The 23,942-nt window shown below is 35.0% G+C and carries 22 protein-coding genes and 2 pseudogenes; 21 read left to right on the top strand and 3 right to left on the bottom strand.

What is annotated here, in order from left to right:
- Positions 1-74: 74 nt before the first annotated feature.
- The 18 genes and pseudogenes from RBB48_RS29360 to RBB48_RS29275 form a co-directional block, all read left to right on the top strand.
- Positions 75-2,066: pseudogene (locus RBB48_RS29360) on the top strand (VirD4-like conjugal transfer protein, CD1115 family); the annotation flags it as partial.
- A gap of 57 nt (positions 2,067-2,123) precedes the next feature.
- Positions 2,124-2,333, top strand: a complete 210-nt coding sequence (locus RBB48_RS29355) for a hypothetical protein (RefSeq protein ID WP_050845525.1) — start codon at positions 2,124-2,126, stop codon at positions 2,331-2,333.
- Between the two features lie 23 nt (positions 2,334-2,356).
- The gene (locus RBB48_RS29350; RefSeq protein ID WP_306008647.1) at positions 2,357-4,498 is read left to right on the top strand and encodes a pLS20_p028 family conjugation system transmembrane protein; all 2,142 of its coding nucleotides are present in this window, start codon (positions 2,357-2,359) and stop codon (positions 4,496-4,498) included.
- Between the two features lie 47 nt (positions 4,499-4,545).
- On the top strand, positions 4,546-4,833 hold the full coding sequence (locus tag RBB48_RS29345) for a DUF5592 family protein (RefSeq protein ID WP_001258280.1): 288 nt from the start codon (positions 4,546-4,548) through the stop codon (positions 4,831-4,833).
- A gap of 14 nt (positions 4,834-4,847) precedes the next feature.
- Positions 4,848-5,657, top strand: coding sequence for a hypothetical protein (locus tag RBB48_RS29340; RefSeq protein WP_306008646.1), 810 nt, complete (start codon positions 4,848-4,850; stop codon positions 5,655-5,657).
- Positions 5,658-5,672: 15 nt separating this feature from the next.
- Positions 5,673-7,610: a VirB4 family type IV secretion system protein gene (locus RBB48_RS29335; RefSeq protein ID WP_050845522.1), complete on the top strand. Its 1,938-nt coding sequence runs from the start codon at positions 5,673-5,675 to the stop codon at positions 7,608-7,610.
- Positions 7,611-7,614: 4 nt separating this feature from the next.
- A complete protein-coding gene (locus RBB48_RS29330; RefSeq protein WP_306008645.1) occupies positions 7,615-8,742 on the top strand; it encodes a bifunctional lytic transglycosylase/C40 family peptidase in 1,128 nt (375 codons plus the stop codon).
- Positions 8,743-8,769: 27 nt separating this feature from the next.
- A complete protein-coding gene (locus RBB48_RS29325; RefSeq protein WP_306008644.1) occupies positions 8,770-9,348 on the top strand; it encodes a MerR family transcriptional regulator in 579 nt (192 codons plus the stop codon).
- Positions 9,349-9,369: 21 nt separating this feature from the next.
- Positions 9,370-10,266 (top strand): hypothetical protein, encoded by an 897-nt coding sequence (locus RBB48_RS29320; protein WP_306008643.1) that lies wholly within the window; start codon positions 9,370-9,372, stop codon positions 10,264-10,266.
- A gap of 260 nt (positions 10,267-10,526) precedes the next feature.
- Positions 10,527-10,787: a hypothetical protein gene (locus RBB48_RS29315; RefSeq protein WP_306008642.1), complete on the top strand. Its 261-nt coding sequence runs from the start codon at positions 10,527-10,529 to the stop codon at positions 10,785-10,787.
- Positions 10,780-11,973: a MobP2 family relaxase gene (gene mobP2, locus RBB48_RS29310; protein WP_306008641.1), complete on the top strand. Its 1,194-nt coding sequence runs from the start codon at positions 10,780-10,782 to the stop codon at positions 11,971-11,973. Before RBB48_RS29315 ends, mobP2 begins: the two co-directional genes overlap by 8 nt.
- Entirely contained in the window at positions 11,974-12,411 is a 438-nt protein-coding gene (locus tag RBB48_RS29305; protein WP_050845701.1) for a hypothetical protein, read from the top strand.
- Positions 12,412-12,453: 42 nt separating this feature from the next.
- Complete coding sequence (locus tag RBB48_RS29300; protein ID WP_098379997.1) at positions 12,454-12,729, top strand: hypothetical protein; 276 nt, start codon at positions 12,454-12,456, stop codon at positions 12,727-12,729.
- Positions 12,722-15,223 carry an LPD25 domain-containing protein gene (locus tag RBB48_RS29295; protein ID WP_306008640.1) on the top strand — a complete coding sequence of 834 codons (2,502 nt, stop codon included), beginning with the start codon at positions 12,722-12,724 and terminating at the stop codon, positions 15,221-15,223. The genes RBB48_RS29300 and RBB48_RS29295 overlap by 8 nt, the downstream gene beginning before the upstream one ends.
- 144 nt (positions 15,224-15,367) lie before the next feature.
- The gene (locus tag RBB48_RS29290; RefSeq protein WP_306008639.1) at positions 15,368-15,502 is read left to right on the top strand and encodes a hypothetical protein; all 135 of its coding nucleotides are present in this window, start codon (positions 15,368-15,370) and stop codon (positions 15,500-15,502) included.
- 15 nt (positions 15,503-15,517) lie between these two features.
- Positions 15,518-18,175 (top strand): type IA DNA topoisomerase, encoded by a 2,658-nt coding sequence (locus RBB48_RS29285; protein ID WP_306008638.1) that lies wholly within the window; start codon positions 15,518-15,520, stop codon positions 18,173-18,175.
- Between the two features lie 97 nt (positions 18,176-18,272).
- A complete protein-coding gene (locus RBB48_RS29280) occupies positions 18,273-19,250 on the top strand; it encodes a DUF3991 and TOPRIM domain-containing protein (RefSeq protein ID WP_306008637.1) in 978 nt (325 codons plus the stop codon).
- On the top strand, positions 19,243-19,905 hold the full coding sequence (locus RBB48_RS29275; RefSeq protein ID WP_306008636.1) for a restriction endonuclease: 663 nt from the start codon (positions 19,243-19,245) through the stop codon (positions 19,903-19,905). The genes RBB48_RS29280 and RBB48_RS29275 overlap by 8 nt, the downstream gene beginning before the upstream one ends.
- Positions 19,906-20,119: 214 nt before the next feature.
- Here RBB48_RS29275 and RBB48_RS29270 read toward each other — a convergent pair whose 3' ends face one another.
- On the bottom strand, positions 20,120-20,272 hold the full coding sequence (locus tag RBB48_RS29270; protein ID WP_000290205.1) for a ribbon-helix-helix domain-containing protein: 153 nt from the start codon (positions 20,270-20,272) through the stop codon (positions 20,120-20,122).
- A 115-nt stretch (positions 20,273-20,387) separates the two neighbouring features.
- Between RBB48_RS29270 and RBB48_RS29265 the strand changes: the two genes are divergently transcribed.
- The 3 genes from RBB48_RS29265 (at position 20,388) to RBB48_RS29255 (ending at position 22,650) form a co-directional block, all read left to right on the top strand.
- Positions 20,388-20,576 (top strand): hypothetical protein, encoded by a 189-nt coding sequence (locus RBB48_RS29265; protein WP_306008635.1) that lies wholly within the window; start codon positions 20,388-20,390, stop codon positions 20,574-20,576.
- Between the two features lie 29 nt (positions 20,577-20,605).
- A complete protein-coding gene (locus tag RBB48_RS29260; RefSeq protein WP_306008634.1) occupies positions 20,606-20,866 on the top strand; it encodes a hypothetical protein in 261 nt (86 codons plus the stop codon).
- Between the two features lie 728 nt (positions 20,867-21,594).
- Positions 21,595-22,650: a hypothetical protein gene (locus RBB48_RS29255; RefSeq protein WP_306008633.1), complete on the top strand. Its 1,056-nt coding sequence runs from the start codon at positions 21,595-21,597 to the stop codon at positions 22,648-22,650.
- A 423-nt stretch (positions 22,651-23,073) separates the two neighbouring features.
- On the opposite strand, the gene RBB48_RS29250 is transcribed toward RBB48_RS29255, so the two are convergent.
- Together RBB48_RS29250 and RBB48_RS29245 are read right to left on the bottom strand one after the other, a co-directional pair.
- Positions 23,074-23,412, bottom strand: a complete 339-nt coding sequence (locus RBB48_RS29250; protein WP_306008632.1) for a hypothetical protein — start codon at positions 23,410-23,412, stop codon at positions 23,074-23,076.
- Between the two features lie 418 nt (positions 23,413-23,830).
- Positions 23,831-23,942: pseudogene (locus RBB48_RS29245) on the bottom strand (class Ib ribonucleoside-diphosphate reductase assembly flavoprotein NrdI); the annotation flags it as partial.

Here is a 23,942-nt window from a genome sequence, read left to right as displayed (position 1 = left end):
GACGGGAAACTGTCACGTACGGTGTTAGGTGGGGGAAAAGGTGGAGATGATATCAAAGCTTTACCTATCACGCACAATTGTTCAGCGCATCGAAAGAAACGCTGGAAGAACGAGGGTATCACATTGAAGTTTTGAATTTATCAACCCCACTAGATTCTATGAGTTATAACTTATTGCAGCTAGTCAAAGATGCCTATAAAGAGGGAGATTATTCAACAGCCCAAGCGTTATGTAAAACACTTTCTCACACTTTATATTACAACCCAACTGTAAAAGATCCTTTTTGGCAACAGTGCGCTATGAGCTTGTGTAACGCCATGATATTAGCCGTTACAGATAAATGCATTGCGGAAGGTACAGAAGAAAAAATCACAATGTATACAGTTGCAAATATGTTATCAGAACTTGGTTCAAAAGAGGTAATCGTAGATCCGGAAGCAGATCCACAAAATGCATTAGATTTATACTTTGAAGGCTTACCAGCGGATAGTGTTGCGAAAATGCAATATGCAACCTCAAACTTCTCGAAAGGAACGACACGAGGCGGGATTTTCACCCAAACAATGAACGGACTTTCTATTTTTACATTTGATGAAATCGCTAAAATGACAGCGAAAAATAGTGTGGATTTAAAACGTGTCGGTTTTGGAAAAACGATAAAAGGAAAAGTAACACCTAGAAAACGAGTAGAAATTGTATTTCCAGACGGCTCAAAGGAGTCTATTAAAGCAGATATTAAAGGACGTTTTGCATTAGATTTTAAGCAAGTAATACAAGTTGGAGATACCATTCAATGTAATGAAAAGGACAATAAGAAAAAGAAAGCATCCATTTCCATTACGAAAATAGATGAAAAGACGGGTCATACAGAATTTAAAGTAATAGAAGAAAATGAAGATATACAAGTAATAACAGTGGATTATTTCGAGAAACCAATTGCTATTTTTATGATTACACCTGATTATGATACCTCAAATCATGTTATTGCTTCTATTTTCGTAAGGCAGCTTTATTTTATATTGGCAAAGGGTGCATCCCTCGCTCGTGGAGGGAAATGTCACCGTGAAGTAGTTTTTTGCTTAGATGAGTTTGGAAATATGCCGAGTATTGAAGGAATGGCAAATATTATCACGGTTTGTCTTGGTAGAAATATTCGCTTTAACCTTGTAATCCAGGCATATGCACAATTGAAAAATAAGTATGGTGAGGATGCAGATACGATTGATGGAAACTGTGGGAATACCATTTACATTCTAACTAACGATCAAGAAACCGCCGAAAAAGTTTCTAAAAAACTAGGGAATCAGACGATTAATCTATCTTCCCGAAGCGGAAAAGGTCTTTCTACTGATAAAAATAAAACGGAAAGTCTAGATCAACGACCACTGTTAACAGCAAATGAACTTATGAATTTTAAAGAAGGAGAAAGTGCAGTTATTCGTGTCATAAAACGTCAGGATAATAACAGAAAACGGATCAGACCTCGCCCGATTTATAATACGGGAGAAACAGCCTTAAAATACAGATGGGAGTACTTAGGAGTAGAGTTCGATACAGATAAATCTATTTTAGATATAGATATTGATTCTCTACATGATGATGTAAATCCAAAATCACTTATTGTAGATTTTCTAGGAGAAAGAAAATCAGAACAAATTGAGAAAAAAACATCAGAACCAGAACAGGAAGATTTGCCACCAGTAGAGACATCGCAGCCAGTAGAAGAGCCAACAATGATGGGTATTGATGAAGAGATTCCGGAAGAGGCATTTCAGCAGGAAGACAGCCCGTTTGATTCCCTTTCCATTGAAAGTTGGAAGGAAAAAACGGTTAATGAATTTTTTGAATCTGATTTAGCGGTTTTGAAACTGGTTGATAAGTTCTTTTTAGCGCAGTTAGGCAAGTCATTAGATGAAGTTGAAAATCAAGAAATGTGCGAGTTTTACAGTGAATTTCAAATGTTGGCTCACAATGACCACATCGACAAAAGTGTTTATCAAGCAGTCGAAAACAAGATTAATCGAATCTTGCGTGATTTAGAAGAAAAAGAACAAGTAACAAGTTAGAAAGCACTCAAATGATTGAGTGCTTTTTTGAATCCAAATATAAAGGGGGAAGAGGTAATGGGTGTACCGACAATAACGGATAAAATGCAATTGATTTTAGATAGCTACTCGCCATTTGTGACAGAAGAAAATGAGGTCATTCTTGGTCTAGAAGATGCAGTTCTTTTCCTTTCAGTAGATCGGGAACAAAAAGGGAAATTGATTATTCGTATCGACAGACTAAATGAGAGAGTGAATTGGACAGCAAAAGAAGTATTAGGGAAATAGCAAGCATGAGAGGAGGGTAAATAGTGAAAGATGAAGAGATTTTAAAGGTTTTAGAATCGTTCTCGGATTATCTTCAAGTAGGAGACATCGTGAATTATGTATTGCGTTGGCTAGGATGGTTCCTAATTGTAGGATTATCTTTAATTGTAGATGCTTTAGAAGGTGTGACAGATGCCATACTGGGGATTAAAGGATTCTTTAATTCACCGGAAATACAAAATTTTGTTGATATGTTATATCCATTGTTTGTCGTTCTTTTAGCCATTTCGTTTTTATATATTGGCTACATGTTTATTATGAATAAACAAATGAATCGTTCTCAAATTATCATCAATATTTTCATAACATTGAGTGTACTTTGTTTATTAAGTACTGGTATGACAAAGGTCGATAAGTTCACCGATGATGCCATAGCGGTTGTGAAATCTGAACAAAAGGGTTCTTTAAGTGATGAAATTATTAAGAAGAATATAACGGATGTTGCAGTAATAGATCAAAATGGATGGAAAAAGAAAGAAGATATGAATCCGAAAAATAATATTCCGGAAAAAAGCATTAGACAAATTGATATTACTGAAAAGATAGATAAAGATTTTGAATTTGCGAAGGATAAGGAATTATCTGAGGGTGGTCAAGATATTCTTAAGTATAAAAGGATAATGGATGGGATGGGAGTCGCATCTTTAGCTGAATTAAAAGATGGATGGTTTGATTTCTTTCCAGAAAAGTATTATCGCTGGCATTGGAATTTCTGGAATATATTCTTTACTTTACTGATAACAGGATTAACTTTGTTATTAGTAAGTATTAAATTAGCTAGATTATTTTATGAGTTAGCATTTAACTACTTGTTAGCGAATCTATTAGCACCAGCGGATGTTGCGAATGGTCAAAAGTTAAAAGCTGTGTTATCCAATATTCTCAATATATTTATAGCAACGATTATGATATTCCTATCTTTGAAGCTATATCTAATGGGTACGGCATTCCTCCATGACAAACTAAATGGTGTACCGTATCTGATTGCATTAGCCGCATTTAGTATGGCTGTTCTAGATGGTCCAGCAGCTGTAGAAAGGTTATTCGGTATAGATATTGGGTTAAAGAGCAGTTGGGGCATGTTAGTAGGTGGTTTCGCACTTGGTAAAGGAATTGGCAGTCTCGCAAATTCAAAACCAATGAAGAGTCTCGGAAATATGATCGGAAAAGGAGCAAAAGGTGCAGCAGAAGGAACTAGTGTTGCAACAGCTAAAACAGCAAGTGCGGCAGCGATGGCAACGGGTGGCGTGGCTGGTCTTATAAGTGGTTTGAAAAAAGGGAGTGAGTCTGAAAATAAAGAGTCCTTGCAAGATCAAATGAAAAAAGCTGGTGAGAAGAAAGCAAAGGGAAATGAGTTAGCAAATAAGGACAAAGAAAAAGGTAACTTAAATAAGGAAAAAGATAAAAAGAATGGTGGTACGCCATCTATTCAAGAAGACATGAAAAGAGGAGGGAACGAAAACCCTGGGATAGCAAATGGGCAAGAATCGGGAACAACTAGTCTTCAAGATGAGATGAAAGAAGCTGGAAAAGAACAAGGAGCGAGTGAAGGAAATCAAACACCAGGAACAGTAAGACAAGGAGCAAATGAAGGAGGTCAAACACCAGGAACAGTAAGACAAGGAGCAATTGAAGGAAATCAAACACCAGGAACAGTAAGACAGGGAACAAGTGAAGGAAGTCAAACATCAAGCCCGGCACCAGTAGAAACACCGAGATCAGTACCAAGTGGAGGAAGCCCGGCACCAGTGGAAACACCGAGATCAGTACCAAGTGGAGGAAGCCCGGCACCAATGGAAGCTCCAAAATCAGCACCAAGCGGAGGAAGCCCGGCATCAGCCGACATCGTAACGGTGACACATAGTAGCCCAATTATTCCTTATGAAAGTGATAAAGAAGTGGCAGCAAGTAGAAGTAAGGAAACACGGACATTGGGACAATATACAACGGATAAAGTTAAACATACGACATCATCAGTGAAACAAAAAGTAAGAGGAGTACAAGAACGAATTAATACTTCTGAAACGGTACAAAATACAAAGCGTTTTTATCAAATGGGTCAAAATACGGGTAAAAGTTGGAGAGATATCGTGAACAAAAATAAAAAGAATACGGATAAAAAATAAGCGTAATCGTACGCTTATTTTTTATTGTCGAAAAGGAGGGAATCCCGATGAGAAGCTATCGGATTCCGAAGGAAATCAGTACAGAATTACGGATTAATAAAGTTCTTTACTTAATAGATTTCTTTTTATTAATTGGTTTATTAGTTGTAACGATGATTCTTAGGAACTTCGTACATGAGTCCTTTCAGTTACCATTTATTATTTTCATGGTAGCTATTGCAATTATCATGATTTGGCGACCAAGTACGAATCCTCAAAAACGAATGTATGAAGTATTGATTATTACATTGCTAAGAAGGAAAGGTGCATATTGCGCCATTGATAACGATCAATAAGGGAGGGATCACATATGGCGTTATTCAGCGAAAAAGATGTAGAAAAAGAAGAGCTAAAACAACTAGAGAGACCAAAGAAAAATGCATTTCGATTTAACGAAAAAAATGTAAAAGAATCAATTTCTGAACCAAAAGAAATTGTGAAGGTGGTACCTAACAAAAAGAAAGAAGAAAAAACGAAGGTAGAACCAAAAGTAAAAAAACAGAAGAAAGAAAAGCCAAAGAAAGACCTTTCGAAAGAGAAAAATCCAAAACTGTTAGGCTTTTTATCTAGAAAAAAGAAAGAAGCACCACCAAAGGTAAAGAAAAGTATTGCGGAAATTATGCAAATCGTAGACATGACGGAGGATGGCATATTTGAGCTGAAAAATGAGGAATTTTTAGAAATTCTTCAAGTAGAAGGTGACGATATGTTCTCTAAGAATAGCGATGAGCAAGCTTTTGTTATCTTCTCACATGCGTATTTTTATCAAGCTTACAAGCAGTCCATTAAACTCGTTTTTTTAAACTTTCCATGTCAAACAACCGAACAGCAAAGATATATAGAGAAAAAAATAAAAGAATGTACCAATCCTTTGTATGAACGAATTTTAAATCAAAAGTTAAAAGAACTGCAGTTTTTAGAATGGGGCAGAACCAATCGGGAAGCCTTCTTATTTATTTACGGAGAAACGGAATTAATCGTAAAAGAACGTGTGGATGCAGCAAAGCGATATATCAAGCGCTCTACCGAGCTATTAGAGGTGGATGAAGAGAAAAAGTTAGAGCTTATGTTTAAATTGTTTAATCAAAATGCAAAATTAGGAACGAAAAATATATGGTAGTAAGGGGGAAACAATATGTTTGCGTTCAAAAGTAAAAAATCCAAAAAGGAAAAACAAGAAGAACTAAAAAAGAAAAAAGGTTACAACCCTTATTTAGTGGCTAGAGTTCAGCCACAAGGGGGAATTAGTTTTAAAGAAAGTTATTTTCAAACAGGTGATGGATTAGGTACTTGCATTCATGTTTATGATTATCCAACAGAGGTAAATGATTTTTGGTTAGAGCAAATTATGAATATGCCAAATGTGATCACAACATTAGATGTCATGAGTGATAATCGAAATGAAGTTGTTGAATCGATTAATAAATCCATGAGTGAACAAAGTGTTCGGCATGATACAGCAAAGGATAATATAGATCGGATCGATGCAAAAAATGAATTTTTAGAGCTGGAAGCTCTCTATACGGATTTGAAACAAGGTGAGGTCATGAAACGTATTCACATTCGTATTTATGTTTCCGCTAGAACAATAGATGAGCTAGAAAAACAAGTAAAAGAAATCCTGGAAACATTAGAATCTTATAATTTTCGAGGAGCTGTCTTTTTAAATGAACAAGAGTATGAATGGGATGCACTCGTAACGAGCTTTGATACACAAAAAAATTATGTGAACCGAAGAAAAGGGAAAGAAATTCCGGCAGTCAGTTTGGCTGGTGGGTGTCCGTTTCATTATTCCTATTTGCACGATCCATACGGTACGTATTATGGAACAACGAAAACAAAAGGAAATGTTATTTTTGATATTTTTCATAAAGACAATCAAAGAAAGAGTTATAACGGTGTAATGGTTGGAAAGTCTGGTGCGGGTAAATCAACATTGTTAAAAAAGAAAACGGTGGATTATGCAAGTAAGGGTCACTTTGTTCGGGTATTTGATGTTGTAGAAGAGTTTACAGATACAGTAGAAGAGCTAGGTGGAAAGACAATTGCGTTAGATGGATCACAAGGTCAGATTAACCCACTTCAAGTATATAAGACAGCAGAAAGTGAGGAAGTCAGTTTTACCCAGCATTTATCTAAACTGACAATTATTTATCGGTTCATTGCACCAGAAGCAAAAGATGATGAAATTAAAGAATATGAAAATTTACTTCGTAAACTATATATTCGTATGGGATTATGGAATGACGAAAAAGGAGCGAAAAATGAAATTACAACAAGAACACCAAACGAGTATCCCATTTTCTCAAACTTTTTATCTTTTGTTCGTGATGAATTATATGAGGATGTAGAAAATAGAAAACACCATGAGAATTTAGGAGAAAGCAGAAAACATCGTTTAGAGTTGATTGAATTGAATCTTGTAAATTTAGTAGAAGCATATGCAGAATTATTTGATGGGCCAACTACAATTGAAGATTTCAAGAAAGAACAGGTTGTATCTTTTTCTTTACGGAATATATCCAGTTTTAAACCAGAGGTATTCCAGGCACAGATTTTTAATGTGTTAAATCTCCTTTGGAATGAGATGATTTCAAACGGTGCGCCTCAATTAAAAGCCTTTAACAAAAAGCAACTTGCGTTTGAAGATGTAGTTCGTTATTTCATTATTATTGACGAGGCACATCATATCATAAATACGAAAAAAGAAAGCGCCCATGCGCTACAATTTTTAACAAAACTTAGTCGTGAAGATCGAAAATATTTTGCAGGGCTTTTATATGCAAGTCACACGATTCGGGATTTTGTACCGGAAGGATCTTCACAAGAAATGATTGATGAAATTAAAAAGTTATTTGAACTTACACAGTACAAATTTATTATGCAGCAAGATAATAACAGTTTAGATATGTTACGAAAAGTATTTGCAGGACAGTTAAGTGAAAGTGAGATTGCAGCGATTCCACATTTACCAACAGGGGATGTCATTTTAAGTATTGGAGCTGTAAAAAACATTCACTTCCATGTAGAAGTAACAGATGAAGAATTGATGTTATTCGGGGGAGGTGCTTAATACCATGCATCTAGTTTTGAAGGTTATACCAAAGAAATGGCTCATCACTTTAGCGCTACTTGTGATGGGTCTTTTTTCTTTTCTTTTACTTGGAGTTATGAGTATTTTTATTGCGGCAATGGGGGGCGAAAGTGGAACGGACGCAGGGGATATTACGTATACAGGTGAAGGGCAAGTCATGAATGTTTCGCCCGAAGTTTTAAAATGGGAGCCTACGATTCGAAAGCATGCGAAAGCCTTTGGTGTGGAACCATTTGTAGCTTTAATGCTTGCACAAATGATGCAAGAAAGCGGAGGACGTGGTAGTGATCCGATGCAGAGTTCCGAAGGCGCATTTAATACGAAATATTGTAAATCACCAAACTGTATTACAGATCCAGATTACAGCATTTGGGCAGGTGTACAGGAGTTTAAACATGCGATAGAAAGAGCCAGAGTAACGAGTCCTGGTGACATGGATCATATCAAAACAGCCCTCCAAGCGTACAATTTCGGAACAGGATTTTTTGATTTTGTAGGTGCAAATGGTGGCAAGTATACGAAAGAATTAGCAATCAAATTTTCACAACAACAGTATCAAAAAGTAAAACATACTGGCATGTATCATTGCCTTAGACCAGAAGCCGTACCATATCAAGCGTGCTACGGCGACATTTTGTACGTTGACGCAGTTTTAAAATATTATCAGCCGGGTTCTGTCGTTTCTGGTGGAGGAGGAAATCCAGGAAGTGGAGGCAGTAGCGGTTCAAAAGTTGCCGATGTAGGTCGCCAATGGATAGGGCGTTCTACCTATGTATTTGGTGGAGGACGTAACACAAATGACATCGCTAGAGGGATTTTTGATTGTTCAAGTTTTGTACGCTGGGCATTCGAACAAGTAGGGATGTATACCAGTCCGATAGGAGCTGTAAGTACGGAAACATTAAACAAAATTGGTACAAAAGTATCAGCAAATGATATGAAACCGGGTGATGTTATTTTCTTTGATACCTACAAACATGACGGACACGTTGGCATTGTAATTGATAAAAATACTTTCATTGGATGCCAAACGAATAAAGGTGTTTCTATTGAAGATTTAAATAATCCGTATTGGAAAAAAGTCTTTTCTGGTCATGTAAGAAGGTTCTAAAAACTGAAAGAATAGGAGACTAAAAGAATGAAAGATAAACGAAAATCTTTGTTTATTGTGTTTGTCATTTTAGTTGTAGGTGTAACAGCTTTTAATATCTATTTGAGCAAAAAATCAATGAGTGATGGCAAAGAAAAACAGTTAAAACTTTCAAATGAATTACTAACAAAACAAAATGAAGACTTAAAAAAACGACTGGATAAGGTGCTTCCTTCCGCACAAGAACAACAGAGAAGGGCGTATTTATCGACAGCCGAAACGTTTATCCAATTATCATTTCATCGAGAAAAAGAAGGCTACAGTGAGCGAAAAGAAAAAGCAAAATCCATTATGAGTGAAGAACTATTACAACAATTTTATCCAGCTGATAAATATGAATTAGGAGATACGTATAAAACGAAACCAATAGAAATGAAGTTTTATTTACAAGAAAATGAACCCGATAAAGAGGAGGTAAATGTGTTAGCTGAATTTATAAATGTCACGACAGATTCAACGCAAAACCGAGAAGAAAAAGTAAACAATGTGTTACGAATCATCATGAAAAAAGAAAATGAAACATGGCGAGTTACAAGTGTGGAAGAGTTAAATATGAAAGTTTTATAACGGAAAAGGTGGGGTGAGAGTGTGATAGGAGCAATTGGTAAGAAGAGTGAAAGAATCAATCTAAGAAAAAATAAGTCATGGATCTACTTAACAATTATCAGCTTTCTATTTTTGGGTTTTTTCGCTTTCTTGACATCAAAAATTTACATGCCAAACGATGAAAAACTATTCCATACAGAGACAAATAAAGTAATTAAGTTGTCGGGTATGGGGAAATTGGTTGTAGAGAAAAGGGAATACAATCCACACAAAAACTTTATACAAATTTACTTTCGATTAGAAGGATATGAGGAAACCGGATATACATTTAAGGCACAGCAAAAAGCAAATCCAGGTGTTCAGTTACCTGTCAAAGTATTGTATGAGGAGAACGGAAAATACGTAGTAGAAGTAAAAGACTTATCTCCGAATTGGGGAGCGTTAGCTTTCGATATTTACAATAAAAATGGTGAAAAAGAACAAATGGATATTCGTAAATTCACACAAGATGTGAACGAAGCTGAAGAAGAAAATGCAGCAACAAAAAGTCCGAATAAATTAGTTCAGACGATTTTTACCGATCAAAGAAAAACAAAAGCGAATGACGAATTGATAGCTGAAGATAAAAAAACATATGAGTTGGATTTTATAGAAAGAGACAAAAAGGATATCGAAACAAAGATAAAAAATTATGGGAAAGCAATCAAACTGGAAGAAGAAAACGCAAAGACAGTTTATGAAAAAATAAAAGAACTACAAGATGAAATGAAGTACCAAACTGAAGCAGAAAAAACGGAAACACAATCAAAAATAGCATCCCTAGAATCAAAAATAAAATCATCAGAAAAGAACGTGGAATTGTTTAAAGGAGAACAAAAAATTGCACGAGATAAAATCAAAAAGTTAGATCAAAAGGCACAAGAAATTAATAAAAAGTGAAAAAAGTCATGTCGTCAGTGAGTACTCACCAGTGATATTTGAGTACTCACTGAGTGCTCATCTGTTGGTTTTTGTATCGTCAGTGAGTACTCATTAGTTTAATTTGTGTCATCAGTGAGTACTCACCTAGAGGATTTTCTTGCCCCCATCGTTTCGCTAGGCTCCGCCTAGCCCCACACCCTCGGTGGGGGCAGAAACCCCTTATGCTCTTCTCACTATTTTTTGATCTCTACCCAGAATTGCAGAAAGGAGCGGAAATTGTGAATCTAAAAATAAGAGATATAGATCCAGTTGCCTTAAAGAAAATAGATGAAATGGCAAAGAGAAAGGGAATATCCCGGCAAAAATTTTTGAAAGCTCAAATTGAAATGCTGGCATTTTTTCAGCAACAAAATAAAAGGGAAATGGAATTAGAAAATCTCATTGAAAAGAACATCCATATGATGAGTGATTGTTATAGCGTAATGGAAAAAATGAATGAGTTTATTCAAATGATGATGCAGGATGATGAAAATGAATAATGCTGTTCCTGTTCAGTCTTCCGTCACACCAGGTGTTGTTTTAAAAACGAAATTTGTGTTGCCAAATTCGGATGCATTTCAAAACTATATTGACTATGTAGATCGGGAGGAAGCGAAAAGTGAAGTGAAGTTGAATCCGAAAATGTTCGAAACGTATCAAGACTATATGGGTAATTCAGAAAAGACATCGGCACTATTTACGGAACACGCAAATCGTTTAACAGAAAGTGAGAAAAAGTCCTTAAAGGAAATGTTTAAAACCGCTCATGAGAATGGAAGTATCATGTGGCAAGATGTCATTTCTTTTCATAATCCCTGGCTAGAGAAACAAGGAATTTATGATGAGAAAACAAAAACGTTGGATGAGAAAAAGTTAATGGATGTAACAAGGCTTATGATGAAGGAAATGCAAAAAAGAGAAGGGTTGGAAAAAAGCTCTATTTGGTCGGCAGCCATTCATTTTAATACGGATAATATTCATATTCATGTGGCAACTGTTGAACCATTTCCAACGAGAGAACGTGGTAAAAGAAAACCAAAAACATTAGATTCGATGAAGGGTAAAGTCGTAAATAATTTGTTAGATCGTAAGCAGGAACAAAAACAAATTAATGATCTGATTCGAAACAATATGGTGGGAAGGAAAAAAGAAGATTCCGTTTTTGATTGGCGTAATCAACATTTGAAACCATTGTTTTTACAAATCTATAAACAGTTACCAAGTGATAAAAGACAGTGGCAATATAGCTACAATACGATTCAACCATTAAAGCCGCAAATTGATGAATTAAGCAGTCGGTATATTCAACATCATCATAAAAAAGATTACGATCAGTTTCTCCAAAAGTTAGATAAAGAAGTGCAAGTTTTTAAAGAAGCATATGGGGAAGGAAAGTATGATAAGAAGCAATATGAAAATTATAAAACGAATAAAATCAGTGATCTGTATAAAAGAATGGGCAACGCTTTTTTACAAGAAATGAAGGCATATGATAAAGAACAAAAAAGAATCCATCACATGAAAAAATCAAAGTCATTTCGAAAATTTCAGCAGAATGTATCTATTCAATATTCTATGAGGAAAGTAGAAAGTGCTTTTAAAAGTGAATATGAAAGCTGGAAGAATCAAAAGTATTATGAGCGTATGCAAAAAGAGAGTGCGTATCAAAATGAAAGGGGTTATTAAATGAGTACAATTAGAAGACAGGTAACGATGGATCAAGCGACAGAAGATTATATAAATGATTATATGGAAGAACACGGAATTCGATATACAGGCGAAGCAATGGGACGAATTTGCAAGGAGCATGAAGCGGCAAAAAATACAGAATGGTCGTTAAATTATGTAACGGAAGTGGTATCAAAAAACTTACATGATGTGTTAAAAAGTGAACTAACAAAAATTCGTCTTGGTGCAAATAGTGCGGATAGAAACACACAGGTTTTAATTGAGTTATTAAATGGATACTTTTTTGCTAATGACTTGGATTTAGAAAGTATTATTACAACGGATAAAATTGAAGTAGGGGGTGTGAAGATGGCAAAAGAAGTCGTAGCGGAACGGATTAGTAACGCAAGACAAAAACGTTTAGATCATGAGGCATCAAAGAACAATGTAACGTAAGCTACATTGTTTCTTTTTATAAAAAAACAGGAGGTTAGTAGGATGTTATTATTTCATGAAGATATCGCATTAGGGGTCATCAAAGAGGTTGGAGAAGGTGAACTTGTTTTACTTGTAAAAGATGAAGAACTAACAATCAAAATTACACGAGAACAAGAGGAAGAACTTGCAGTTCATGTTATGAATCAAGAAAATATGTTAGTTCCGGTTAATGTGAAAACTCATGAGCTTTTCTTTGATACAGCTGAGAGATGGAATGAAGAAGAAATGGAGGAATTACAAAAAGCGAGTGAAAGAGTAGGAGAAGATCATGAGTAAAAGTTATAAGAAAAAATATCAAACGAAATCACCAGAAGAAAAGAAAGAAGCGGTGCAAGCTTTAACAAAAAAGATGGAAAAAAGCGTAGAAGGTTATTTTCGTACACCGGGAGATTTAAAAGAGTACTTAACGTTTATGGCAAAGTTTTATCACTATTCACCATCTAATATTTCATTAATACAGAGTCAATTCCAAGGAGCCACGGCAGTGGGTTCCTTTTCTTTTTGGAAAGAGAAAGGATTTCCGGTTAAGAAGGGTGAGAAAGGAATAAAAATCCTTGTTCCAAACCGAACTGTAGCAAAATTTAAGGACAAAGAAGGCACTTGGAAAACAGTAACTAAAGCAAATGAGGAAGAGAAGAAACAAATTGAATCTAAAAGCGTAGAAGTGATACCAGGTCGCTTATATTTTGCTGTCGGCCATGTGTTTGACGTGTCTCAAACAAACGCAAAAGCGGAAGATCTTCCTCGTATTTTTCCGAATCGTTGGCTAGAAGGGAGCGTTACAGATTACCAGAGTTTGTATAAAGGAATGGAAGCCATTGCGGAAAAAAACGATGTGAAAATTATTGCGCCAAAATCAGAACTGGGTGTCGCAAAAGGTGTGAGCTATCCCCTAACAAAAGAGGTTGCCTTGAATCCTAGAAACAGTGAATTACAAAATGTAAAAACACTTCTTCACGAATTGGCGCATGCCAAACTTCATACCGCAGAGACACGTATGAATTACACAGCACCAGAAAAAGAGTTTCAAGCAGAAATGACAGCTTACGCCGTTTCTTCTTATTTTGGGATTGATACAAGTGAATATTCGTTAGGATATTTAGCGAGCTGGACACAAGGAAAAGAAATGAAAGATAAAACCAAGTTGTTGAAAGAAGTACATGAAACTTCCATTGAATTCATCGAAACGATTGAAAGTAGTTTGGAAAAAGAAAAACAACAAATAAATGAAAAAGAGGTGGGAAGTATGGCAAAAGGAAATGAAAAACAGGATGAAAAAAATATCTTACTGGTGGAATACATGAGTTTAAGTAACACGACACAAGAACTTGTTTCTGTTGCAGAGTTAAGGGAACAAGCGGATAGAAACCGAGCGTTTGAGCCCATAGAAGGCGCAGAAAAATTGAGTGATAAAGAATTTATTGATGCATTTAACGAAGCGAATCAAGAAAAGTATGCAGCACTAAATCAAAATGAAATTAATCGTCCTACTATGTTAATTCAATGGAGCGACAACGAAACTTTTAAGAATAATCAACTGATCCCATTTGGAGAAGCCAATGAAAAAATGGCTGAAGTCATTTCAAGTATTGAAAAAGCAAGAGAAGAAGCTAAAGAAAGAGGTGTAACCATCCCTTTCAATCAAGCTCGTTATCACATTGCCGTTCCAAAAGAAGTAGATAGGGATTTTGGGAGAATGGAGCTTGTGAGTATGGATTGTTTCAGTATGGGGGATGGGGATTACAAGACCCCGTATGAACAAGTATTAAACGAGAAAAGGTATCTATCGGATGAAGTAAAACAAGCGTTACGAGATGAGGTGGTGAACCATAGAAATAACAAAGAAATACCGATGGAAAAAGCACAGGAAAGTCCATTAGAAAAATCGAAAGAGACACCCAACCATTTAGTAACAATTGAAGTATTAGCAAACGGTATACAAGATGAAGAGCTTGCAAGAATCCATATGATGGATGCCGTTACGAAAGATATCAATTATTTGTCTGTATGGAATCAAGATAAAACAGATCGGGACGATTTATATATTTCCCTATTGGAAAAGAACGGAAACCGAGAAAATGTCTATTTAGATAACATTTTGAAACCAGATTTATATGAAAAGGTTCAAAGTTCTATCTTTGATGGAAGAGGAAATTTGTCATTTGTTGTTTATGAAAAAGATGCAAATATGAGTCTAGATGAAATCGTAAAAGATGAACGATATGGACGTTTAATTGATAAAGCGGAGAGACAAAAAGATTACTCATTTAATGAAAAAGAAGTGGAATTGTATAAAGAAATGAAAAAAGAAGGGTATGCACCTATTGCCTCTTTAGATCAACAAATTCAACCTACAAAAGAAAAAGAGTCAACTACATTTGATAAGGATTTAAGTTGGAAATACGAAGCATACAGACGTTCACAATATGAAGAAACACCAGATGATATTGATAGTATTGTCACTCGTGTAAAAGCTCAGGAGCGATATTATACAACAAAGTATATTTCGATTGATAATGAGCTAGTAAGCCGGGAACACGTTGTAAAATTAGAAAACCAGGTGGATGAGAAGCTTGGAAAGGAAGGAATAACGATGAATCAGTCTACAACTTCAAAGGAAATAGATGTAGATAAAAAATTTCAGCCATTGAACGGAAAACAAACGAATGGAAAAGAAAAAGAAAAGGAACCAGAGCCTGGTAATGTAGACCAGTCGAAGGCTACAAAGAAATCGGGTAGAAAAAAAGAAACAATGGAAATGGAACGATGAAAAATTTTATAACAGGAACACCAGATTAAATCATTTTTTGTTACTCAATTGAGAAAACGGAAAGTGATTTTTTTATATCCAGAAAAGAAAGAGGGTAAAAGAAAAGCCCTCTTTCTTTTTTATAGAACGAAAGGAGTGAATGTCATGAATGTATGGCTGTTTGCAGGCTGTATGTTCCTTGTAGCTGTCTTTTTGAACACGTCGCTATTATTTGGTCAGATAATGGTGAAAAAGCGGAGAAATAAGAAATGGAAGCATGAAACTGAAATTACAGATTAATAGGAGGTATTACGTATGGGAAAAACATTGTTTATTGCTGAAAAGCCGAAGGTAGCTGTTGAATTATTAAAATCACCTAGATTTAGAAACTCACAAAAGTATCCAGGGAGTAAGCCGTATTATGGCTACTATGAAAATGAAAATTACATTATTAGTTGGTGCCGAGGACATTTATTAGAGCTAAAACATCCCGAAGAGATGGATGAACGATACAAAGAATTCAAATTTGATCACTTGCCAATTATTTTAGAGCCGGAATATAAAGCGAAATCGGATAGTCTCGAACAAATTCAAATATTAGTTAAACTGTTAAATCGTCCCGATGTAGATCATGTGGTCAACTCCTGTGATGCAGATAGAGAAGGTGAGCTTATCTATCGTGAGATAGTTGAACATGCAGGTGTGAACAAGCGAGAATCCCGTCTTTTTATTTCTTCCTATGAAGCCGCAGAATTAGAAGGAGCATTAAACCGATTAGAACCAGGAACAGACTATGACGGGCTTGCTCAATCCGCTAAAGCGAGGCAATACCTGGATTACATTCTAGGAATTAATGTTACGAGAGGTTGTACATCCAAACTAGCAAGAAACCAATTCTTATTGGCTTCTGGTCGTGTTCAAATGTGTATCTTGAATGAAATCCGTCAAAGGGAAATCGCTATTCAAAATTATAAAGAACAAACCTATTACAATTTAAAGCTACTAACGGAAAATGGTTTATCACCAGTAATGAAAACAGAAGATCAACTGATAGATCCATCGCCACTACAAAAGCTTGGAGATAGCTTGAAAGAAACGAATGTAATTGTAACGGAATTTAAAGAAAGCAATAGAAAAAAGAAACCAAAATTATTATATAACTTAACGGATATCTACAAAGATGCTCACGCCAAACTGAAGATAAATGCGGAAACAGCAAAAAAGCATATTCAGAGTTTGTATGAAGAAGGCTTTATTACATATCCTCGTTCTTCATCCAGGCACTTACCTACAGAACAAGTGGAACGAGTGAAAGAAGTAATGACAGCGTTAGAAAAAAGCGCCTATGCAAATCTCGTACAACAAGTAATTCCATCTTCTATTACGAAAAAGCATTCTACTTTTAATGATGAATTAGTCAGTAGTCACTTTGCCATCATCCCAACAACAAAATTATTTGTCGGGACCAACCGAGAACCATTAGAAAAACAGTTATATGACTTAATTGTAAAACGATTTATCGGTAATTTTATGAAACCAGCAATCTACCTGGTAAGAGAAGTACATTTTATAGATCAAGAGGGCAACACATACAGTACAAAAGAAAAAATCCTACAAGAGAAAGGGTTTCTAAGTGTGTTTCAAGAGGATATAGAAGAGGGGTCAGTTGAAGCATTCCAGATACCTATTTTACAAGAAGGAGATTCTTTCAGAATCGTTCAGTATGACTTGATTGAGTCTCGAACAAAGAAACCAGCCTTTCATACGGAAAGTTCCATTTTAACCTTTATGGAAACGGCAGGCCGTAAATTAGATGATGAACATTTGAAGGAACTCATGAAAGGGAAACGGATTGGGACAGTGGCAACAGAAGAAACATTTATTCCGAAACTGTTAGATCGTAGCTATATTGATATCACCAATAATCAAATTCGAACGACACCTATTGGTCGTGCGTTTATAGATGCATTTCCGGTAGATACAATTAAAAATCCAGCTTATACGGCTGAAATGGAAGGGATGATTTACATGATCGAAAAGGATGAAATGAATTATGAAGAATTCGTAGAAAAAACAAATACGTTTGTAAAAGATACGGTGGAACAATTAGGCGCAATGGATGATAAGGTGTCGGATAGCATTATTAATACCTGGAATCAGCAAATTGAGGTGTGCAAATGCCCTTGTAGAAAAGGAAAAATCCTTCATAAAGGCAATTTTTATGGGTGCAGTAATTATCCGGAATGTGAAATCTCCTTACCGAAAAAAATTAAAGAAAAAGCGATTCCGGAGGCGCAAGCGAAAAAGTTGTTTGAAGATAAGAAAACAGATCTTTTAAAAGGATTTAAGTCCAATGAGAAGGAGTTTTCCGCTTATCTCGTATTACATGAAGGAAAAGTTAAATTTCAGTTCCCAACACAAGAGGAGCTGTCATTTGGTAAATGTCCAAAATGTAAAAAAGGGGATATGCTTCATCGTAAAACATTTTATGGATGCACAGAGCATAAAAACGGATGTGATTTTATGTTACCAGCCAAAATGAAAGGGAAAGCAATCCCTGGCAATCAAATGAAGAAGCTACTTCAGTATAAAACAACAGATTTTATCAACGGCTTTCAAGGAGAAAAGGGAGAATTTACAGCAGCTATCTATATGGAAGCGGACGGAAGTTTGAAATTCCGTTTTCCAACGACTGAAGATCGTACCATTGGTAAATGTCCATTGTGTAAGAGTAGGGTTCTTGTAGGGAAAAGTAACTACTTATGTGAGAAATATAAAAAAGGCTGTGACTTCATTATTTTTGGTACATTCTCTGGTAAAAATTTAAGTAGTAACCATGTGAAAAAGTTATTAGAAAAGAATGTAACGGATCAGATCAAAGGGTTTATCTCAAACAAAAACGGGAAGAAATTTGACGCTCGTTTATCATACAGCGTACAGGAGAAGCGATTAAAATTTTTATTCGGCAAATAAAAATAAAATGTATCAACTATAAGTAGAAAAAGAGGACTAGGAAACGGAATAGTCCTCTTTTTTATTTCATTTTATAGAGTAAAGGGGGGATTCCGTAATGGCATATGTCAGTGCGGAGGATGCGATGAAAGCAAGAAAAGTTGACTTGATTTCATATCTGGAAGCAAAAGGAGAAACGTTTAAGAAAGAAGGTAACTATTATCGTCATACGGAGCATGACAGTCTCATCATTAAAGGCAATCAATACGCTTGGAATAGTCGAGGGGAAAAAGGATATGGAGCGATTAGCTTTGCGATGATGTACTATGACATGACGTTCCCACAAGCCGTGATGGACATTCAGAAGGGGGACTACAAAGAGTTTGATCGTTCAAAAGCTGAAGAGGAGCGAAAAAAAGAGCAGCAGCCTTTTAGTTATCCCAAACACCTGGAAGTAAATAAGCAAACAGAGATAAAAGAATATCTAATTCATGAACGGAAAATAGATCCTCGCCTGGTGAATTGGCTGATTAAAAAGGATCTTATCGCCCAGGATAAGAAAAATAACGTGGTGTTCAAATGGAGAGAAGAAGGGGGCAAAGGGCAAGTCATTGGTATGAACCGTCAAGGTACAGTCAAAATGGAGAATAAAAGAGGAAGCTTTAAGCAAATTGTCCCGAATTATGAAAAAATCAATGCCGGTTTTACGGTTGATGTAGGTAAACCAGATAAGATTTATTTTTATGAAGATCCAATCGACATGTTATCTCATTGGAGTATCAAGCAAAATAAGATACAAAATGCTCGCCTGGTGTCTATGCATGGATTGAAGTCAAAAACAGTGATTCAATCTTTAATGGATGCGAAAAAAGAAGGGCACGATATTAAAGAGGTCATCATGGCAGTTGATAATGATAAAGCTGGGAAAGACTTCATTCAGACAATGAAATGCTTTGTAGATCTTAAAGAGGATATTCCAAGGAATGAAAAGGATTGGAACGATGTCCGGAAGAAACAAGTGAGTGAGCAACAGGCAAAAGAAACAGCCCAACCAAAGAAAATGAAACCAATTAAAGAGGTGGAGCGAAGTGTCTAATCTACCAGAAATGCCAAACATATTACAAATTTTAATGTATGGTTTTATCCTTTATGTTCTTTTTCGTATGTGTAAATTCATGTACCGGAAGATCCAGGAGCGAAGAATATTAAAGCGAATGGCTAAGTCTGGTATTCGTTATATAGACAAAATGGACGGACATCAATTCGAAGTTTACCTAAAAGCTCTCTTTCGAGAGTTGGGTTATTCTCCAACAGTAACAAAACAGTCAAATGATTTTGGAGCGGATCTGATATTGAAGGGAAAAAATCGTATTGTAATCCAGGCAAAACGCTACGGGATGAAAAATAGAGTCGGTATCAGTGCCGTACAAGAGATATATGCAGCGCAAGCCTATTACAAAGCACATGAGGGCTGGGTTGTAACAAACAGTGTATATACAAGACAAGCAAAGGAACTAGCGGAAGCTTGTCATGTAAAACTAATAGATCGTGTAGAACTTCAGAAGTTGATTAATAAAATCAATCCCGAATATTCGGCTGAAGATGTGTATCAAGGGGTAAAACCTGCAGAACGAAAATGTCCAACATGTAAACATGATTTAGTCGTTCGTAATTCAAATAAAACAGGAAATAAGTTTTTTGGCTGTTCACAATATCCGACATGTACACATACAGAACCAATTAATACATGAGCTGTGATGAAAATCCGGCTCTTTTTTCATTTGTTTAAAGAATACATGAAAAAAATCAGTTCAACTAAAAAATGACCCTTCAGATTTAGTTGTATGCGGTTTTGGCGGGGTTATTAATATAATAAGTCATATTTGTTATGAAAACGCATGTAAAGGGAGAGAGGGGATTTAAATGCGTTTTTAGGTTTTTTATGGAAAATAAAAAGGGTAGCCATTATTTACGACTTAACCCTTTGTCTACGATCTGACGAATTGCTTCATTTCGGTTCTTCAGCTTATTTTCATGCCAATAATTTTCTATTTGTTCTACTTGTTCTTTTGTAAAAGTAACTAAAATTTGAGTGTACTTGTCTTTATTAACAGCCATATTGCAACCTCCTCTATAAAAAACATTATAAGTTATATAACTTATATTGACAACCAGAAAAATGAGTAATAGAATAGTTATATAAGTTATATAACTATATTGAGGAGGTTATTACATGGAACGGAAAGTTAAAAAGATGATGACTGATCTTCAATTTATTATGAATCATGGTCAAATCAGTGTAGATTTTATGGATTTAGGTTATAAAAGAATGCTTTTTAGTGCATTAGAAGCTACCGGAAAAAGGTTTAATGTGCATACCAATGAACATAATGAAACAACCTTGTTCTTAGAGTTAGTTTAGTAAATTTACGCAATGAGGAGCTGTTAATAATGGAGCAGTTAACTATTTTTGACGTAATGGATGAAACTAAAAATAAGCTTTATGAGGTATTAGAGAAGAATGGATTAAATTATAAAATTCATAAATACTATTTATATTCGAATTATGAAGGGGCTGTTCAGTATTATTATATAAGAACAACTGATAATACAATTATTGATTTGTGTCTCTCGGATTTTCCAGAAATCTTCGCTGTTCATGAAGGATTTAGCGATAAACAAATTAGAACGATTTACAATTGGAACTTATAAGCTATATAAATAATAAATTTAATTATTGGAGGAATGAGACATGAAAATTGGTGTATCTGAGTGGAAAGCATTGAAAAGAGAGACAAAGTTAAAGCTATTGCGTTATGCGATGTTAGAAAGTAAGTATAAGTATGCAAAATAAAAGCTCTTCATTTGCATAAGCAAACAAAGAGCAAAAGTCTGAGTTACCATCTGGGAAAGAAATTGGCAGGTTTCTTTCCTCTATATTTTAGCATATAAAAAGTTGTAGAGAAAAGGGGCATGTAGAATGGAAGAAGATCATATTTCCTTTCAGCAAGGGGTTAAAGAGTTTCTTATTATGATTGTCTGTTTTTGGTTCATTATGTTTCTCATGTATGGTGAAAGCCTGTTACAATAGAATGGAGTCGAAAGTCTAAATACCCTTAGGTAGCTCTCATAGGTGTAAGATCTATGGGGGCTTTTTTAATAAGTGATATATATAATTTCACGTACCGTAATATTTAATAAAAAATAAAGTACATAAGTAATAGTCTACATTTAATTTTGTGCTTAATTAATCCGCTTAATGGATTCGGTCTCGTCTGTTTTGGATACTATTTTGTGTGAAATGGAGATATTATCTTTATTTTGGTTAGATTTCTTGCGAAATATGTACCTAGAGCCGTATTTCAATTTAAATATGATAGTATTACACTTAGTATGGGCCTTATATTTTATTATTTTGTACTAATCATGGGGGTATGTATATGCGTAAATTGTTCAGTGGAAAACGTGTACTAGAAAGAGAAACAAACGAAGGTTCATCCTATTTTGTAGTGCCAGAAGAGAAATTTCAGAAGTATGTGGTGCTATGGGGATATTTAATCCCACACGGAGTTTTCAAGCAGCCTAATAAATGGGTAAATACGTATACTATCAACCCATTGGATAGATATGTTTTAGTAACAGAATTCAATCCTGAAGAGTATGAATATATGATTTACGAAGAAACAAGGGTTGCTAGAGAATTGCATCAAATATTAGAGCCTTATGGAATAGATATTAATAATGAATTTGAAGAGTTCGTAAAGTTAAAAGAGATTCCAAAAGCAGCTATAAGCAAAGTGAAGGACTGTTTATTAGAAAAAGAGTGTATGAATGAGTATCCAGAAGACTTTCCAGTAGTAGACGGCTATGAATATATAATTGAGGGACAGAAAAAGAAACTTTTTGTTGAAACTGAAACTTATGATAATGATGACACACTATATGACCAAACAGGGAATTTTAATCATAGTTATATCATTGAAACTTATCGTAAGACAGTTACAAATGGATTTATTTATGTATTTAAAACGCATGACAATGAATGGTATCAATATTATGCAGCAGACGCTAGTAAAGACTGTTGGATCATGAAAGAAGTATATGATGATGAGTTAGAAAATTTACCAATTTCATCTTATGAGCTAATTGAAACAGAGAAACGTAAAATTCCAGAAGAAGATTTAAAGGCTAATATTAGTTGGGAAGAATTACTCGATCCGAATAGGGAATGTGATTTCTATTACTCTGATAAAATGTTTGCGATGAGTTTCTTAGCTAATGAGGGCAGATATAATGTAGTAAACATTGACGGGGAATGGAAAAGATATAGTGAAATGGTCTTTAAAGGAGAAGAACCATTTTCTAAATGGGATGATTTAGCATATATTGGGACGTCTACACAAGGGGCAACTGAAGGAAGACAATTTACCCAAGAAGAAATGATGCAATTTGCAGTGTATATGCGAGAAAAGAGAGGGAATTCATCATTGCATTAATTAAAAGAAAAGCTATTATAAGGGTACAGCCGATATACATGTAATTTTGAGTCATAGGCTTACTTTTACAAGTATCTCGGTCGAACCCCAATTACACATAAATTATTAATAATTTCTGTTGTAATCCTGTGACGCATTTCTGTTGTAATCCTGTGATGCATTTCTGGTGTAATCCTGTGATGCATTTTTGGTGTAATCCTGTGATGCATTTTTGGCGCAATCCTGTGATGCATTTTTGGCGCAATCCTGTGATGCATTTTTGGTGCAATTCTGTGATGCATTTTTGGTGCAATTCTATGACACATAATTATTGTTATTTATTAACGTGTATGATAATATTGGTTATGTAGAATAATTAGTATATAAGTAAAAACCCCTTCCCAGCAAAGGAAGGAGTTAATCGTGCAAAAAGGTCAGCCAACCTTAAGCACTAAACTTGTTAATATTAGTGTTTTCTTCTCTTTTCTTTTGGAAATAGCCAGCCAGCTGTCCCGAAAGAAATAACCCAAATTGACATAGAAATAAAAAAAGTTGAATCATTAACGTAGCAGGCATACTCAAATACACATAAAGACTTAAAAGTAACACTACTGTTAAAGAAAATATCACAGCTGAAATTTGGAATCTTGCGTTTTTCCAAATTAGAAAAGGTGTAATCGGAATCCCTGCATTCAAAGAGGGACATAATGCTATGAATATATTAAGAAGCAGTCCTGGGATTGCATTCTTAATAAGAAATGTAATTATACTTGTAGTTAACATTTTAATCTATCCTTTCGTTTTTCATTTTTAAATGACTACGTTCTTACATAAGTTAGTGAATTATTGTCTTACACATCCTTTCCGTATGTAAAGTATTTATATTAAACGGGAGCCACCCGTGAATTTTAGCAAAACAAAAAGCACTTAAGAGAACTAGTTTTTCTAAAGAGTGGTTTTTGAATATATTTAAAAACGAATATACATCTACTTAATTAGCAATATTGAGTATGTAGAATTTAGCTAATCCTGGTTTAGGATTATTTTTTTTGGTTAAATATACCCCATATATTAATTATACCATATAATTGAAATACACCTGGTCTAGGAGCGCATATATGTTCAGAGTAAGAAAATTCCTCTACTTCTTTACGGACATAAACAGGGGGTTAATCGAGAAGCGTGTAAAAACGTCCATATTTTAGATTTCATCTCTTCTAATCAAACTTACCATCTTTTCCTTAAAATATTCTACATCATTATTTGTTCCTGATAACTCAAATTTTGATACAATAGGCACTTCATATTTAGCA

This window comes from Bacillus sp. MMSF_3353 (assembly GCF_030733445.1).
Lineage (GTDB): Bacteria > Bacillota > Bacilli > Bacillales > Bacillaceae_G > Bacillus_A > Bacillus_A wiedmannii.
The sequence above is the reverse complement of the archived record's forward strand: the minus strand, read 5'-3'. Positions and strand labels throughout refer to the sequence as shown.

Coding starts and splice junctions, on each gene's coding strand:
- RBB48_RS29355 (WP_050845525.1), top strand. CDS start 2,124: ATGGGTGTACCGACAATAACGGATAAAATGCAATTGATTTTAGATAGC.
- RBB48_RS29345 (WP_001258280.1), top strand. CDS start 4,546: ATGAGAAGCTATCGGATTCCGAAGGAAATCAGTACAGAATTACGGATT.
- RBB48_RS29340 (WP_306008646.1), top strand. CDS start 4,848: ATGGCGTTATTCAGCGAAAAAGATGTAGAAAAAGAAGAGCTAAAACAA.
- RBB48_RS29335 (WP_050845522.1), top strand. CDS start 5,673: ATGTTTGCGTTCAAAAGTAAAAAATCCAAAAAGGAAAAACAAGAAGAA.
- RBB48_RS29330 (WP_306008645.1), top strand. CDS start 7,615: ATGCATCTAGTTTTGAAGGTTATACCAAAGAAATGGCTCATCACTTTA.
- RBB48_RS29325 (WP_306008644.1), top strand. CDS start 8,770: ATGAAAGATAAACGAAAATCTTTGTTTATTGTGTTTGTCATTTTAGTT.
- mobP2 (WP_306008641.1), top strand. CDS start 10,780: ATGAATAATGCTGTTCCTGTTCAGTCTTCCGTCACACCAGGTGTTGTT.
- RBB48_RS29305 (WP_050845701.1), top strand. CDS start 11,974: ATGAGTACAATTAGAAGACAGGTAACGATGGATCAAGCGACAGAAGAT.
- RBB48_RS29300 (WP_098379997.1), top strand. CDS start 12,454: ATGTTATTATTTCATGAAGATATCGCATTAGGGGTCATCAAAGAGGTT.
- RBB48_RS29295 (WP_306008640.1), top strand. CDS start 12,722: ATGAGTAAAAGTTATAAGAAAAAATATCAAACGAAATCACCAGAAGAA.
- RBB48_RS29290 (WP_306008639.1), top strand. CDS start 15,368: ATGAATGTATGGCTGTTTGCAGGCTGTATGTTCCTTGTAGCTGTCTTT.
- RBB48_RS29285 (WP_306008638.1), top strand. CDS start 15,518: ATGGGAAAAACATTGTTTATTGCTGAAAAGCCGAAGGTAGCTGTTGAA.
- RBB48_RS29280 (WP_306008637.1), top strand. CDS start 18,273: ATGGCATATGTCAGTGCGGAGGATGCGATGAAAGCAAGAAAAGTTGAC.
- RBB48_RS29270 (WP_000290205.1), bottom strand. CDS start 20,272: ATGGCTGTTAATAAAGACAAGTACACTCAAATTTTAGTTACTTTTACA.
- RBB48_RS29265 (WP_306008635.1), top strand. CDS start 20,388: ATGGAACGGAAAGTTAAAAAGATGATGACTGATCTTCAATTTATTATG.
- RBB48_RS29260 (WP_306008634.1), top strand. CDS start 20,606: ATGGAGCAGTTAACTATTTTTGACGTAATGGATGAAACTAAAAATAAG.
- RBB48_RS29255 (WP_306008633.1), top strand. CDS start 21,595: ATGCGTAAATTGTTCAGTGGAAAACGTGTACTAGAAAGAGAAACAAAC.
- RBB48_RS29250 (WP_306008632.1), bottom strand. CDS start 23,412: ATGTTAACTACAAGTATAATTACATTTCTTATTAAGAATGCAATCCCA.